Source organism: Pseudoduganella guangdongensis (assembly GCF_009857475.1).
GTDB lineage: Bacteria > Pseudomonadota > Gammaproteobacteria > Burkholderiales > Burkholderiaceae_D > Rugamonas > Rugamonas guangdongensis.
The window spans coordinates 74,041-87,334 of sequence record NZ_WWCJ01000023.1; the positions used below are offsets into that span (position 1 = coordinate 74,041).

Sequence of the window (13,294 nt, forward strand, 5' to 3'; positions counted from 1 at the left end):
TTCAGATCTCGGCCAGCGCCTTGACGTGCGCCACCACGCTGCGGCCCAGGGCCGACAGGTTGTAGCCGCCCTCCAGGCAACTGACGATGCGGCCATGCGCGTGCTCGCGCGCCACCGCCATCACCTGTTCGGTGATCCAGGCGTAATCGGCTTCCACCAGGCCCATGCCGCCCAGGTCGTCCTCGCGGTGGGCGTCGAAGCCGGCCGAGATGAAGATCATCTGCGGCTTGAAGGCGTGCAGCGCCGGCAGCCATTTTTCCTGCACCAGGGCGCGCACCGTGTCGCCCTTGGCGCCGGCCGGCACCGGCACGTTGACGCGGTTCGGCGTGTCCGGCAGCACGTCGCAGTAAGGATAGAACGGGTGCTGGAAGTAACTCACCATCAGCGCGCGCGGCTCGTTGAGCAGGGCTTCTTCGGTGCCGTTGCCGTGGTGGACGTCGAAATCAATCACCGCCACGCGTTCCAGGCCGCGCACGTCGAGCGCGTGCTTGACCGCGATTGCCACATTATTGAACAGGCAAAAGCCCATCGGCTCGGTCGGCCGCGCGTGGTGGCCGGGCGGGCGCACGGCGCAGAAGGCGTTGTCGATCTCGCCGTCGATCACGGCGTCGGTGGCCGCCACGGCGGCGCCGGCGGCGCGCAGCGCGGCCTGCCAGCTGTGGGCGTTGAGCGAGGTGTCGCCGTCGATCGGGTAGTATTCGCCGGGCGCCGGCAGGTTGTCGCGCACGATTGCAATGGCGTTGGCGCTGTGGTTGCGCGCGATGGCGGCGACATCGGCCAGCGGCGCATCGCGGTGCTCCAGCAGGTCGTCGATGTGGGCGTTGATCAACTGGTCGGAAATGGCTTGCAGGCGCGCCGGGCATTCGGGATGCCAGCCGCCCATTTCGTGGCGCTGGCAGTCGGGATGGCTATAAATTGCTGTGCTCATGAATCGCGTTCTCGCATAGAATGCGAGTAATCTACCACGCGGCGGCACGGCCACCAAACCACGTACCAAAACCATGTATACCAAATTACACGCTGCGGCGCGCCAGGTTGGCCAGGTCATCGTCGGCAAGGAGCTGCAAGTACGCCAGTCGCTCGCTTGCCTGCTGGCGGGCGGCCACCTGTTGCTGGAAGACTTGCCGGGCGTCGGCAAGACCACGCTGTCGCATGCCCTGGCGCTGTCGCTGGGCCTGAAGTTCAACCGCATCCAGTTCACCAGCGACCTGCTGCCCGCCGACGTGGCCGGCGTCTCGATTTACGAGCGCGAACTGAACGCCTTTAATTTCCATCCCGGCCCGATCTTCACCCAGGTGCTGCTGGCCGATGAAATCAACCGCGCCACGCCCAAGACCCAATCGGGCCTGCTGGAGGCGATGGAGGAGCGCCAGGTCTCGGCCGACGGCGTGACGCGCGCGCTGCCCGAGCCCTTCTTCGTCATCGCCACCCAGAACCCGACGCACCAGGTGGGCACCTTCCCGCTGCCGGAATCGCAGCTGGACCGCTTCCTGATGTGCATTTCGCTCGGCTACCCGGACGCCGCCGCCGAACGCGCCCTGTTGATGGGCGAAGACCGGCGCCAGATGCTCAAGCACCTGGGCCCGGCCATGAGCGCGGCCGAACTGCAGGCGGCGCAGCAGGGCCTGCGCCGGATCCATGCCGCGCCGGCCCTGATCGACTACGTGCATGCGCTGGCGCAGGCCTCGCGCCAGAACGGCTTCTTTGCCGAAGGCCTGAGCCCGCGCGCCGCGCTGGCCTTGCTGCAGGCCGCGCGCGCCTGGGCCGCGCTGGAAGGGCGCGACCATGTGCTGCCGGAAGACGTGCAGGCCGTGCTGGTGCCGGTGTGCGCGCACCGCCTGCGCCCGGTCAAATCCTCGCACGGCACCGCGCTGGCCAGCCGCGACCTGGTGCTGCAACTGCAAAAATCCGTGCCGGTGTAAAGCCATGCTTGCCCCAGCGCGGAAGATGCTTGACCGCTGGCTGTTCCAGCTCAAAGACAAGGAAGCGGGCGAAGTGCAGCTGGTGATGCGGCGCGTCTTCATCCTGCCGACCCGGCCCGGCATGGCCTTTGTCGGCCTGCTGCTGATCATGCTGATCGGCTCTGTCAACTACAACCTGGGCCTGGGCTTCGCGCTCACCTTTTTCACCGGCTCCTGCGCCCTGGTCGACATGTACCTGACGGCCAAGAACCTGGCCCTGCTGCACCTGGCGCCGGGCCGCGCCCAGCCGGTGTTTGCCGGCGACGAGGCGCAGTTCGAGCTCAATGTGCGCAACACCACGCGGCGCGACCGTTACGCCGTCTGGCTGGGTTTCCAGGACGAGGGCGAACCGCGCCAGGCGATCGACGTGGCGGCCGGCAGCAGCGCCACCCTGGTGCTGTCGCGCCCCAGCAAGGAACGCGGCTGGCTGGCGGCGCCGCGCGTGCGCCTGTTCACGCGCTTTCCACTGGGCCTGTTCGGGGCCTGGGCCTATTGGCAGCCGGACCTGAAAGTGCTGGCCTATCCGCAGCCGGAAGCGGCGCCGCCGCCGCTGCCCACCACCGGCGCCGCGCGCGAGGACGGGCACGGCACCGTGGGCCTGGATAACTTCGCCGGCATTCGCAACTACCAGCCGGGCGACCCGATGAAGCACCTGGCCTGGCGCCAGATCGCGCGCCTGCACCCGGCCGACGGCGGCAACCTGGTGAGCAAGCATTTCGAAGGCGGCGCCGTGTCCGACCTGCTGCTGGACCTGAACCAGCTGCCCTACCACCTGGACATTGAACTGCGCCTGTCGCGCCTGACCGCCTGGGTGCTGGAGGCGGAACGGCGCGCCCTGCCCTACGCCCTCAGCGTGGGGCACCGCCAGATTGCGCAAGGCCAGGGCGAGGCGCACTGCGCCGCCTGCCTGCGCGCCCTGGCCTTGTACGGCAAGGAGGGCGCATGATCGCCCGCCTGGTCGGCCCGCTCACGCGCGACAAATCCGACACCCTGCTGCTCTTGCTGGCGGCGCTGATGGTGCTGGCGCCGCACCTCGCCCACCTGCCGCTGTGGACGTCGGCCATGGTATGCGCCACCTTGCTGTGGCGCGCCGCCATCACCCTGCGCGGCAGCCGCCTGCCGCCGCTGTGGCTGCTGCTGCCGGTGGCGCTGCTGGCCATGGCCGGCGTCTACCTGAACTACCGCACCCTGCTCGGGCGCGAGCCGGGCGTAACCATGCTGGCCCTGCTGCTCACCCTCAAGCTGCTGGAAATGCATGCGCGGCGCGACCTGTTCGTGGTGATCTTCCTCAGCTTCTTCCTGCTGTTGACGAACTTCTTCTACTCGCAATCGATCCTGACCGCGCTGGCCATGGTCGCCACCATCATCGTCTTGCTGACCACCCAGGTCACGTTCCAGTTCACTGGCGTGGTGCCGCCGCTGGCCGCGCGCCTCAAACTGGCCGGGCGCGTGTTCCTGGTGGCGGCGCCGCTGGGCGTGCTGCTGTTCATCGCCTTCCCGCGCATCCAGGGCCCGTTATGGGGCTTGCCGGGCGACGCCACCAGCGGCCGGAGCGGCATGTCCGACACCATGTCGCCCGGCTCCATGAGCAAGCTGGCCCTGTCCGACGAGATCGCCTTCCGCGCGCGCTTCGAGGGCGCCACCCCGCCGCCGCCGCAACTGTACTGGCGCGGCCCGGTGCTCAGCCACTACGACGGGCGCACCTGGAGCCGCACCGGCCGCCAGCTCTACCGCAACGGCATGCTGAGCATGCGCCGCCAGCTGAAGTGGCGCGGCACCGCCTATCCGTACGAGGTCACGCTGGAACCCGGCCGCCGCCAGTTCCTGTTCACGCTGGAACTGAGCGCGCTGGAAGCCACCCGCAGCGACGCGCACACCGCCTACACCGACGAACTGGAAACCCTGGTGCAGGCCCCGGCCGACAAACGCCTGCGCTACAGCGGCGTGGGCTACCCCGAACACATTGCGCAGGCCGGCCTGGCGCCGCAGCAAATGGAGCCCTGGCTGCGCCTGCCGCCAGGCTTCAACCCGCGCACCCTGGCCTATGGCGCGCAGCTGCAGGCGCTGCGCGCGGAACGCGGCGACGATGCCGTGCTGGCGGCCGCGCTGGACAACTTCCGCCGCGATTTCGTCTACACGCTGGAGCCCGACCTGCTGGGGCGCGATGCGGTCGATGAGTTCCTGTTCGACACGCGCAAGGGTTTTTGCGAGCATTACTCCGGCGCCTTCGTCTACCTGATGCGCGCCGCCGGCCTGCCGGCGCGCGTGGTCAACGGCTACCAGGGCGGCGAGCTGAACCCGGTGGACGGCTATTACACCGTGCGCCAGTCCGACGCCCATGCCTGGAGCGAAGTCTGGCTCGGCCCGCAACGCGGCTGGGTACGCGTCGACCCGACCGCTGCCGTGGCGCCGGAACGCATCCGCAGCAACCTGGCGCAAGCCCTGCCCCAGTCCGTGCCTTTCGGCTTGCAAGGTTTGGCCGAGCTGTCGCGCGACCGGGAATCCTGGCTGGCACAGATGCGTTTTGGCATCAGTGCGGTGAATAATGCTTGGAATCAATGGATCCTCGATTACAATCCAAAGAGGCAGCAACGTTTCCTTGAAGAACTTGGCACCGTCTTTGGCACCTGGCGCCTGCCGGCTTCGCTCGCCCTGCTGGGCACACTGGCGCTGCTGTGGCGGCGCCAACGTGCCGCCCGCGCGCGCGACCCGCTGGACGCCGCCTATCTCGCCTTCTGCCGCCTGCTGGCGCGCCACGGGCTGGAGAAGGCGCCGGACGAGGGCCCGCACAGCCTTGGCCGTCGCGTGCGCCAACTGCAAGTGCCGCCCGGGAAAATGGCTGCCATGACCGAATTCCTGGAGCTGTACGGCGCGCTCAAATATGGCGCGCCGCCAGCACCCGATAACCACATCGCACGGCTCAACCGTTTGCTGAAGCAATCCCGATGACATTTTTAAAGACCCTCCCCACCACCCTGCTGGCCCTGGCCTGCCTGGGCTTGGCCGTTCCGCCGCTGGCCGCCGCCGCGCCGCCCAAGCCGGCCAAGAAAGCCGTTAAAAAAGCGCCGCCGAAAAAGCCCGCCATCGACTATACCGGCGAGTTCGTCAACTTCGGCCAATGGAAGGAAGTGCAGCAGTTCATGGGCGACATGGAGCAGAAGCACGGCGTGCCCATCGCCGAACTGGAAAAGCTGTTCCTGGAGCTGCGCTATATCGACGCCGCCGTGCAGCTGGTCAAGCCAGCCCCGCCCGGCAAGCCGAAAAACTGGCAAGCTTACAGGGCGCGCTTCATCGAACCGCAGCGCATCAATGCCGGCGTGGAGTTCTGGCGCAATCACCGCGACACGCTGGCGCGCGCCGAAGCGCTGTACGGCGTGCCGGCCGAGATCATTGTCGGCATCATCGGCGTGGAAACCATCTACGGCCGCGACATGGGCAAGTTCCGCGTGCTGGACGTGCTGGCCACCCTGGCCTTCGCCTACCCGCTGGCGCCCAACCGCGACACGCGCATGGCCTTCTTCCGCGGCGAACTGGAGGCAAGCATCATCTCGGCGCGCCAGACCGGGCTCGACCCGCTGACGCTGGTGGGCTCCTTCGCCGGCGCGGTGGGCATGCCGCAATTCATGCCGGGCAATATCTACAAGCTGGGCGTGGATTTCGACGGCGACGGCAAGGTCGACCTGCGCAACTCGGCCGCCGACGCCATTGGCAGCGTGGCCAATTTCCTGGTGGCCCATGGCTGGAAGCGCGAGCAGCCAGCCACCCTGGCTTACCCGGCCAGCATGTCGCCCGCCATGGCATGGGAGAAATTCATCGACAACGGCCTGGACGCGAAATTCCGCGCGGAAGAGCTGACCGCCGCCGGCGTCAGCACCGCCACGCCCTTACCGCCCGGCATGCTGTACGGCCTGGTGGACTTGCAAAACGGCTCCGAACCGACGGAATACTGGGTTGGAAGCAATAACTTTTTCTCTATCACCAAGTACAACAGGTCTTATTTTTATGCCATGTCAGTGGTGGAACTGGGGCGGGCGGTAAAGCTTTCAATGAAGGAAACTCTGTAAAAAGTTGTAACTTGTGTGATTTACAAGGGTGCAAAATTACCCTAACACAAAAAATCAGGTAGAATTCTCTCAGAATGTTGCGATAGGACAACGCGTTTCGAGAGCAATATACTATTTTTTGTTGCACGCAAGTACTGCTGACCGCGCTGTTGTACAATTGTGTATATATTATGAAACTTGTTAAACAGGAATCCGTTTTCGGATTAGGGTCGTTAGCAGGACAACTTTTGAGAAGGAACAGAAGACATGACCAACCAAGTCGGTAATGACATCAACAACGAGTCGGAAGGCGATGATCTGCTGCAGTACAATCCGAACCGCCTGCTCGACACCCTGATCGAAAACCTGCGCCTGAAGAACGATGCGGCCCTGTCGCGCGCTCTGGAAGTGGCGCCGCCTGTGATCTCCAAGATCCGCCACCACCGCCTGCCGGTTGGCGCATCGCTGCTGATCCGCATGCACGAGGTTTCCGACCTGAGCATCCGTGACCTGCGTTACCTGATGGGTGACCGTCGCAATAAATTCCGTATCAGCGACAAGCAGTTCAAGCCTAAAGAAGGCGGCTCGACCGAAAACAAGGGCTGATTCCAGCTTTTGTGGAGGTTTCCCTCCCCGCCTGGGGAGGGAGCAGCGCGGCTGTGCTTATGCCGGGAAGACCCCGGTCGACAAGTAGCGGTCGCCGCGATCGCAGACGATGAACACGATCGTCGCGTTTTCCACTTGCTGCGAAATGCGCAGCGCAATCTCACAAGCGCCTGCTGCGGAAATACCGCAGAAGATGCCTTCTTCCGCCGCCATGCGGCGCGCCATGCGTTCCGCTGCCGCTTGCGACACATATTCCACCTGGTCCACCCGCGCTTTGTCGTAAATCTTCGGCAGGTAGGCTTCCGGCCATTTGCGGATGCCGGGAATCGAGGAGCCCTCTTCCGGCTGCGCACCGATGATGCGGATGTGCTCGTTCTTCTCCTTGAGGAACTGCGACACGCCCATGATGGTGCCGGTGGTGCCCATGGCGGACACGAAGTGGGTGACGCGGCCTGCGGTATCGCGCCAGATCTCGGGCCCGGTGCCCTCATAGTGGGCACGCGGGTTGTCGCCGTTGGCAAACTGGTCGAGGATAATGCCCTTGCCTTCCTTCTGCATGGCTTCGGCCAGGTCGCGCGCGTATTCCATGCCGCCGGTCTTGGGCGTGAGGATGATCTGGGCGCCGTAGGCGGCCATGCTCTGGCGCCGTTCCTCGCTCAGGTTTTCCGGCATCAGCAGCAGCATCTTGTAGCCACGGATGGCGGCCGCCATGGCCAGCGCGATACCGGTGTTGCCGCTGGTGGCTTCGATCAGGGTGTCGCCCGGTTTGATCTGGCCGCGCTCTTCGGCCCGGCGCAGCATGGACATGGCGGCGCGGTCCTTGACCGAACCCGCCGGGTTATCGCCTTCCAGCTTGCCGAGGATGATGTTGCCGCGCGCGGCAGCGTCCGCACCCGGGATGCGCACCAGCTGCACCAGGGGCGTGTTGCCGATCGTATCGGCGATAGTCTTGTATCCCATGATTCCTGCAGTATTTTGTTTTAATAAACGCCCATTCTATCCGCTCCGGCAGGGAGCTGCAGCGACATGAAGACGTAGCCCAGGCGCTCGCCGTCGATGCGGAACAGGTCGGCGATCTCGCCGGTCTGCACAAAGCCCATCTTGCGGTACAGCGCACGTGCCGGCGCGTTGCCGGACAAGACCTCCAGGTCCACCCATTCCAGCCCCTGCTCGCGCGCCCATTCGGCGGCGGTGGCCACCAGCGTCGTTCCCAGGCCGCCGCGCCGCGCGTTGCGGTGCACGCCCATGCCCAGCAGGCAGCGGTGGCGCGCCGCCGGTTCGGGCCGCGACCGCAGGTCGATGTGGCCGATGATCTCATCGCCCTCCAGCGCCACCCACAGGCGGCGCCAGCCCTGCTGGCCGAACGTGGCCTGCAAGCCGGTACTGAAGCCGTTCACCTTCTCCGGCGGGAAGCCGGTGCTGGTGCGCGACATGGGCTGGAACAGCGGCGCGCCATCGCGCCCGTTGTCCAGCAAGTGGTCGTTCAGGTAATGGAAGAAGCGGGCCAGTTCTTCGGGCTGCAGCGGCCGAATGGTAAAGGTCATGGCAAATCATAGCAGTCCCGGACAATTGCATTAAACTACCTGAAATACGACAGGAGCCATCCCCCATGAGCGACACTGAAGTCATTTCCACGCCGTCCAGCCTGGAAAGCCGCAGGCATCAATTCAACCCGGTGCTGACCGCGCAGGAAATCAAGCGCCTGCACCGTTTCGGCACGGTGCGCCAGTACGCGCGCGGCGTGCGCATCCTGGAGGCGGGGCATACCTGCTTCGGCATGCTGGTCACGCTGAAGGGCACCATCACCATCTGCAAATACGATGGCCTGGGCAATTCGGAATTCCTGACCGAGCATGGCCCGGGCGAATTCACGGCCGAGGTATCGCAGCTGTCCGGCCGCCCTTCCCTGGTCAATGCCACCGCCCAGGACGACGTGGAAGTGCTGGAAGTGTCGCCCGAGAACCTGCGCGCGCTGGTGATCGCCGAGGCGGAGCTGGGCGAGCGCATCGTGCGCGCCCTGATCCTGCGCCGGGTTGGCCTGCTGGAGTCGGAGGGCGGCGGCCTGCTGCTGGTCGCCCCGCCGGGCAACGCGGCCTTGTTCCACCTGCAGTCCTTCTTGCGCAGCAATGGCTACCCTTACCGCATCCTCGATCCGAAAAGCGACGAGCAGGCGCAGGCCCTGTGCGAGTACTACCAGCCCGGCCCGGACGACTGGCCGCTGGTGGTGTGCCCGGACGGCGTGGTGAAAAAGAACCCGAGCAACGCGGAAGTCGGCTACTGCATCGGCCTTTTGCCGGAGATCGAGGACAAGCTGTGGGACGTGGTGGTGGTGGGCGCCGGACCGGCCGGCCTGGCAACGTCGGTGTACGCCGGTTCGGAAGGCTTGTCGGTGCTGGCGCTCGAACAGCGCGCCTATGGCGGCCAGGCGGCAGCCAGCGCGCGCATTGAAAACTACCTCGGCTTCCCGACCGGCATATCCGGCGGCGCGCTGGCCGGCCGCGCCTTTGTGCAGGCGCAGAAGTTCGGGGTGGAAGTGGCGATCCCGGCGCCAGCCACGCGCCTGCTGTGCGACAGCTGGCCGCTGCGGGTGGAAATCGACGGCGGCCAGGTCGTGCGCGCCAAATCCGTGGTGCTGGCCAGCGGCGCGCGCTACAAGCGCCCCGACCTGCCGAACATCAGCGAATTTGAAGGGCGCGGCATCTACTTCTGGGCCTCGCCGATCGAGGCCAAGCTGTGCAAGTCGGAGGAAGTGGTGCTGGTGGGCGGCGGCAATTCCGCCGGCCAGGCGGCGGTATTCCTGGCCAGCCATGCGGCCAAGGTGCATATGGTGATTCGCGGCGACGGCCTGAAGGCCACCATGTCCACCTACCTGATCGACCGCATCAAGGCCATGCCGAACATCGAGCTGCACACGCATACCGAGATCGTGGCGCTGGAGGGCAATGACGACGGCTTGTCGCGCGTGACCTTCCGCTGCAAGGATACCGGCGAGGTCGATAGCTGCGATGTCTGCCGCCTGTTCCTGTTCATCGGCGCCGACCCGAATACGGCCTGGCTGGCCGACTGCGGCGTGGAGGTCGATGCGCAGGGCTTTATCCGCACCGGCTTCGACGCGATCAAGGACCAGTGCCGCGCCAAGATGACGCTGGCCGACGCGCCGCAGCGCGCGCCGCTGGAAACCAGCGTGCCGGGCGTGTTCGCCATCGGCGACGTGCGCTCCGGCTCCACCAAGCGCGTGGCGGCGGGCGTGGGCGAAGGCGCGGCGGTGGTGTCGCAGATTCACGCCTTCCTGGCGCAGCTGCCCGTCACAGCCCCTTGAAGCGGTAGTGAAAGCGCTGGCTGACCGGCAGCCTTGTGGCATGCCCGCGCAGTGAGAGCCACAGCGCGTTATCGCCGTCCGGCTAGCGGCGGTCGAACATCCTGCCGCTGGCATCCTGCGCAAGCCAGGCGAATCCGCTGCCGTCCAGGAAGCTGGGCGCTGACCCGCCCTGCAGCATGGCAATGGTACTGGCGCTGCCCGCCGCCACCGCCAGCGGCGCCAACACGCTGACCGAGCGCCAGTGCGTGACCGGCCGGCCACTGCGCGGATCAAGGACATGGCAGTAGCGGCGCCCATCCAGTTCGAAGAAGCGCTCATAGTCCCCCGACGTGGCCAGCGCGCCCTCCGCAATATCGATGGAAGCAATTGTGCGGCCCGCATCGCGCGGGTCCTGGATGCCGATGCGCCACGGACGGCCGTCCGCCTGCGGACCGAGCACGCGCATATCGCCGCCCAGGTTCACATAGCCCTGCCGCACGCCCTGCTTCAGCAACAGCGCCGCGGCGCGGTCCGCCGCATACTCTTTACCGAAACCGCCAAAGTCCAGCTCCATCCCCGCCACGGGCAGCCGGACCGCCGCCGCGCCAGCGCCCGCAAGGCGCTCCACGTGTTGCCAGCCGACCAGTTCCAGGAGGGGCGCCAGCTCTTCGCTTGAGGGCAGGTGCGGCTGGTGGAAGTCCCAAGCGCGGCGCAGCACGCCAGAAGTAATGTCGAACAGCCCATCGCTGAGGGAATGCAATTGCGCGGCATAATCCAGCAAACCCGCTGCCTCGCCATCCAGCGCCACCCACTGGCCGCTGCCAGCAGACGCATTGATCCGCCCCACCACGCTGTCGGCACGGTAACGCGAATAGGCGCGCTCGATACGCAGAACCTCGTCGATGGCGGGTTGCGCCAGCGCGCGTGCCGCCGCCGCGCTGGGCGCGCACAACATCACCTGGCACGGCGACGCCATGGCCGTGAATTCAACTTCCCAGGTCACCACGTGCGAACCGCCCCCATCTGCCACGAGCGCGCATCGAAGCGCGCCAGGCCCGGGCTGCCCTCGCCCGACCAGCGCCAGGACGACAGCTGGCGATACTGCTCCGCCTTGATATAGGCCGTCCAGCCGCCACCGACCTCGCGCGCCACTTTCAAGCCCAGGGTGGCGGCGCCGAATGCCGCCATTCGCTGGTCCGGCGTCATGAAGGCGGTGCTGCCGAACACGTAATCGGCGGGGAATGGCGGTCCAAGCAAACGGTGATAGGCCGCGTCGTAATAGAAGTCCGCCGCCGATTGCGTGTATAGGCGCAGGGTCGGCGTCAGCACCCAGCCGCCCGGCAATGGGCGCTCGTACTCGGCGCCTGCGGTATGCGCGCGGATGCCGAAGCTGTCGCGGAAAAAGCGGTAATGCAAGCGCAACGCCGCAGCATGGTCCAGCGCATGATTCCAGCGCAGCAGCAGCGCATCCGTATCGCGTTCGCGCGGGCGGTTGTCGATATTCTTGTAAGGATCGGAGTAGTAGCCGCGCCCCCGGCTGCGCGTATAGTCGGCCTTCACCACATCGCGCTTGCCCAGCACCTGCTCCAGGCCCAGCATGACTTCCGTCGTATGCCGCCGCTCGCCCGCCACGCGCAGGTTGACCGGCGAGATCGTATCGTTCGAGACGCCAAATCCTACTGCAGCGATGGTGTTGCGATCCTCGCTGGAGAGCGAAGCGGACAACGAAAAGGCGCGCGAGCGGTAGTCGTTTTCGTTCGAGACCGCCGCGCCCAGGCCCAGCGTGGCGTGGCCGAAGTAGCGCGTCACCCGCACATCGCCGGCCTTGCGCTTCTCGTCCATACGCGAAGCGCCGCTGATGGCGGTATGGTACTTCGGCGTGGCGCCGGACAGATGGTCCAGCACCGCCCCGCCCTCCACCAGCCACTTGCCTGCCAGCGGCAGGCTCACATGCAGCGCCGGCGAATTCACCTTGACCCGCTGCAGGCCCGGCTGCTGGTCGCGATAGTGCAGGAAGCCCACGCTAAGGGTACTGTAGTCCGGCAGCGCCTGGGCCTGCGCATCGAGCCCCGGCAAAGCCAGGGCCGCCAGCATCAGCTTACCGCCCTGCGCCGCCATCAGTTGCACCCGCAGCCGCCGCCGCCGACGCTGCCCGCGCCGAAGGCCGCCTCACGGCTGTCATAGGTATGCGCCGCAAAGCGCCCCTCCACCCGGTTCGCATCGAAGCGCATATTCGGCTGCGCCAGCGCGCCCTTTTCCCACGGCTGCACCGGTGATTGCGCACAGCCCGCCAACAGCAAAGCCGCCAGCGCGGCCGATAGTCGTCGCATGATCGCCTCCTATTTCTGTTGCAAGGCAGCGCGGATACGCTCTTCCACCCGGCCCGCGTCCGCATCATTGAAACCCGTATGCAGCCAAAGCAGCTGGCCATCCCGCCCCACCAGGGCGCTGCTAGGCATACCTTTGATGGCATAGGCCCTGGCGATGGCGCCGGCAGGATCGTAAGCAATGGTGAATTGCGCCGGCACCTTGGCCAGGAAGGCCGCCGCGTCCTCGCGTTCTTCATCAAGATTAATGGCCACCACCTGCAAGCCCTCGGCGCCGAAGCGCTGCTGCAGTTGATTCATCCAGGGGAAAGAGCGCTTGCACGGGCCGCACCAGGAGGCCCAGAAATCGACATACACCACCTTGCCGCGCAGGTCGGCCAGGCGGGCGCCGGGCAAGTCGAAGGGAGGCGCGGGGGCGGCGAGCGCCGCGTGGCCGGCGAGCGCAAGCGCCGCGCCGGCGAGTGGTGACTGGAGCTTCATTGAGCAGGCGTCCCTATTCAAGTTCGACCAAACCATCCATGACCATCTTAGCGCTGGTCAGGCGGCAAGGCAAACAGAAAGCGGCGCCTGCCTGCAGGCTTACTTGCGAGCCGCTTCCTTACGTGGCGCGGCAGCGCCGTCGCGCGCCTTGCCATTGACCATCAATCCCGCTTCAGACAGCTTGATGGCATTCTTCTCGCCGATACCCTTCACGCGCTGCTCGAAATCGGCCCAATCCTTAAACTCCCCCTTGGCCCGCTCTGCCATGATGGCTTTCGACTTGGCCGGACCGATTCCCTTGACGCTATCCAGCGCCGCCTGGTCAGCCTTATTGACATCGACCTGGGCCAACGCCATGCCCATGCAAGCCACCAGCGTGGCGACGGCGAGCAACAGTTTCCTGATCATGATTGCCTCCAAAAGTGGACGCGAGACGACCTCGCCCAGCCACAACGCAGCCAGCGCATTCCGGCTGACATAGCCTGCGCTCGGTTTGAGGTAGATCAAAGAAGAACCGGTGCCAGGTCTGTCATTCGGACACGGGCCCGGCAGTAGGCTGCGCCTACTGCCGGGCCCGTG

Annotated in this window: 14 protein-coding genes; 6 read left to right on the plus strand and 8 right to left on the minus strand. The window is 66.1% G+C overall.

The features are described from left to right. Position 1: 1 nt before the first annotated feature. Positions 2–928 carry a histone deacetylase family protein gene (locus GTP41_RS23240; protein ID WP_161027968.1) on the minus strand — a complete coding sequence of 309 codons (927 nt, stop codon included), beginning with the start codon at positions 926–928 and terminating at the stop codon, positions 2–4. 73 nt (positions 929–1,001) lie between these two features. Between GTP41_RS23240 and GTP41_RS23245 the strand changes: the two genes are divergently transcribed. From GTP41_RS23245 to GTP41_RS23265, 5 genes are all read left to right on the plus strand, one after another. Further along, the gene (locus tag GTP41_RS23245) at positions 1,002–1,922 is read left to right on the plus strand and encodes an AAA family ATPase (protein WP_161027969.1); all 921 of its coding nucleotides are present in this window, start codon (positions 1,002–1,004) and stop codon (positions 1,920–1,922) included. Positions 1,923–1,947: 25 nt separating this feature from the next. Then, entirely contained in the window at positions 1,948–2,907 is a 960-nt protein-coding gene (locus tag GTP41_RS23250) for a DUF58 domain-containing protein (RefSeq protein WP_308700877.1), read from the plus strand. Then, positions 2,904–4,910, plus strand: a complete 2,007-nt coding sequence (locus GTP41_RS23255) for a transglutaminase TgpA family protein (protein ID WP_161027971.1) — start codon at positions 2,904–2,906, stop codon at positions 4,908–4,910. The genes GTP41_RS23250 and GTP41_RS23255 overlap by 4 nt, the downstream gene beginning before the upstream one ends. After that, complete coding sequence (gene mltB / locus GTP41_RS23260) at positions 4,907–6,025, plus strand: lytic murein transglycosylase B (RefSeq protein WP_161027972.1); 1,119 nt, start codon at positions 4,907–4,909, stop codon at positions 6,023–6,025. Before GTP41_RS23255 ends, mltB begins: the two co-directional genes overlap by 4 nt. A gap of 246 nt (positions 6,026–6,271) precedes the next feature. Beyond that, positions 6,272–6,610, plus strand: coding sequence for a hypothetical protein (locus GTP41_RS23265; RefSeq protein ID WP_161027973.1), 339 nt, complete (start codon positions 6,272–6,274; stop codon positions 6,608–6,610). A 57-nt stretch (positions 6,611–6,667) separates the two neighbouring features. On the opposite strand, the gene cysM is transcribed toward GTP41_RS23265, so the two are convergent. Both cysM and GTP41_RS23275 read right to left on the minus strand, forming a co-directional pair. Continuing rightward, a complete protein-coding gene (gene cysM / locus GTP41_RS23270) occupies positions 6,668–7,570 on the minus strand; it encodes a cysteine synthase CysM (RefSeq protein ID WP_161027974.1) in 903 nt (300 codons plus the stop codon). Between the two features lie 20 nt (positions 7,571–7,590). After that, positions 7,591–8,154, minus strand: a complete 564-nt coding sequence (locus GTP41_RS23275) for a GNAT family N-acetyltransferase (protein ID WP_161027975.1) — start codon at positions 8,152–8,154, stop codon at positions 7,591–7,593. 65 nt (positions 8,155–8,219) lie between these two features. Here GTP41_RS23275 and GTP41_RS23280 point away from each other — a divergent pair, with 65 nt between their 5' ends. Next, positions 8,220–9,929, plus strand: coding sequence for an FAD-dependent oxidoreductase (locus tag GTP41_RS23280; protein WP_161027976.1), 1,710 nt, complete (start codon positions 8,220–8,222; stop codon positions 9,927–9,929). 82 nt (positions 9,930–10,011) lie between these two features. Here the strand turns inward: GTP41_RS23280 and GTP41_RS23285 are convergent, their stop codons facing one another. From GTP41_RS23285 to GTP41_RS27855, 5 genes are all read right to left on the minus strand, one after another. Further along, a complete protein-coding gene (locus tag GTP41_RS23285; protein WP_371867387.1) occupies positions 10,012–10,938 on the minus strand; it encodes an FAD:protein FMN transferase in 927 nt (308 codons plus the stop codon). After that, positions 10,908–12,026, minus strand: a complete 1,119-nt coding sequence (locus GTP41_RS23290) for a DUF3570 domain-containing protein (protein ID WP_161027987.1) — start codon at positions 12,024–12,026, stop codon at positions 10,908–10,910. Before GTP41_RS23290 ends, GTP41_RS23285 begins: the two co-directional genes overlap by 31 nt. Continuing rightward, positions 12,026–12,238 (minus strand): DUF4266 domain-containing protein, encoded by a 213-nt coding sequence (locus tag GTP41_RS23295; RefSeq protein WP_161027977.1) that lies wholly within the window; start codon positions 12,236–12,238, stop codon positions 12,026–12,028. Before GTP41_RS23295 ends, GTP41_RS23290 begins: the two co-directional genes overlap by 1 nt. 9 nt (positions 12,239–12,247) lie before the next feature. Beyond that, positions 12,248–12,715, minus strand: coding sequence for a TlpA family protein disulfide reductase (locus GTP41_RS23300; protein WP_161027978.1), 468 nt, complete (start codon positions 12,713–12,715; stop codon positions 12,248–12,250). A 99-nt stretch (positions 12,716–12,814) separates the two neighbouring features. After that, positions 12,815–13,294, minus strand: a 480-nt coding sequence (locus GTP41_RS27855) for a ComEA family DNA-binding protein (protein WP_308700878.1), incomplete at its 5' end; no start/stop codon positions are given.

What these genes read in the sequence shown, in the direction of transcription:
- GTP41_RS23240 (WP_161027968.1), bottom strand. Translation starts at nt 928, where the DNA reads ATGAGCACAGCAATTTATAGCCATCCCGACTGCCAGCGCCACGAAATG.
- GTP41_RS23245 (WP_161027969.1), top strand. Translation starts at nt 1,002, where the DNA reads ATGTATACCAAATTACACGCTGCGGCGCGCCAGGTTGGCCAGGTCATC.
- GTP41_RS23250 (WP_308700877.1), top strand. Translation starts at nt 1,948, where the DNA reads ATGCTTGACCGCTGGCTGTTCCAGCTCAAAGACAAGGAAGCGGGCGAA.
- GTP41_RS23255 (WP_161027971.1), top strand. Translation starts at nt 2,904, where the DNA reads ATGATCGCCCGCCTGGTCGGCCCGCTCACGCGCGACAAATCCGACACC.
- mltB (WP_161027972.1), top strand. Translation starts at nt 4,907, where the DNA reads ATGACATTTTTAAAGACCCTCCCCACCACCCTGCTGGCCCTGGCCTGC.
- GTP41_RS23265 (WP_161027973.1), top strand. Translation starts at nt 6,272, where the DNA reads ATGACCAACCAAGTCGGTAATGACATCAACAACGAGTCGGAAGGCGAT.
- cysM (WP_161027974.1), bottom strand. Translation starts at nt 7,570, where the DNA reads ATGGGATACAAGACTATCGCCGATACGATCGGCAACACGCCCCTGGTG.
- GTP41_RS23275 (WP_161027975.1), bottom strand. Translation starts at nt 8,154, where the DNA reads ATGACCTTTACCATTCGGCCGCTGCAGCCCGAAGAACTGGCCCGCTTC.
- GTP41_RS23280 (WP_161027976.1), top strand. Translation starts at nt 8,220, where the DNA reads ATGAGCGACACTGAAGTCATTTCCACGCCGTCCAGCCTGGAAAGCCGC.
- GTP41_RS23290 (WP_161027987.1), bottom strand. Translation starts at nt 12,026, where the DNA reads ATGGCGGCGCAGGGCGGTAAGCTGATGCTGGCGGCCCTGGCTTTGCCG.
- GTP41_RS23295 (WP_161027977.1), bottom strand. Translation starts at nt 12,238, where the DNA reads ATGCGACGACTATCGGCCGCGCTGGCGGCTTTGCTGTTGGCGGGCTGT.
- GTP41_RS23300 (WP_161027978.1), bottom strand. Translation starts at nt 12,715, where the DNA reads ATGAAGCTCCAGTCACCACTCGCCGGCGCGGCGCTTGCGCTCGCCGGC.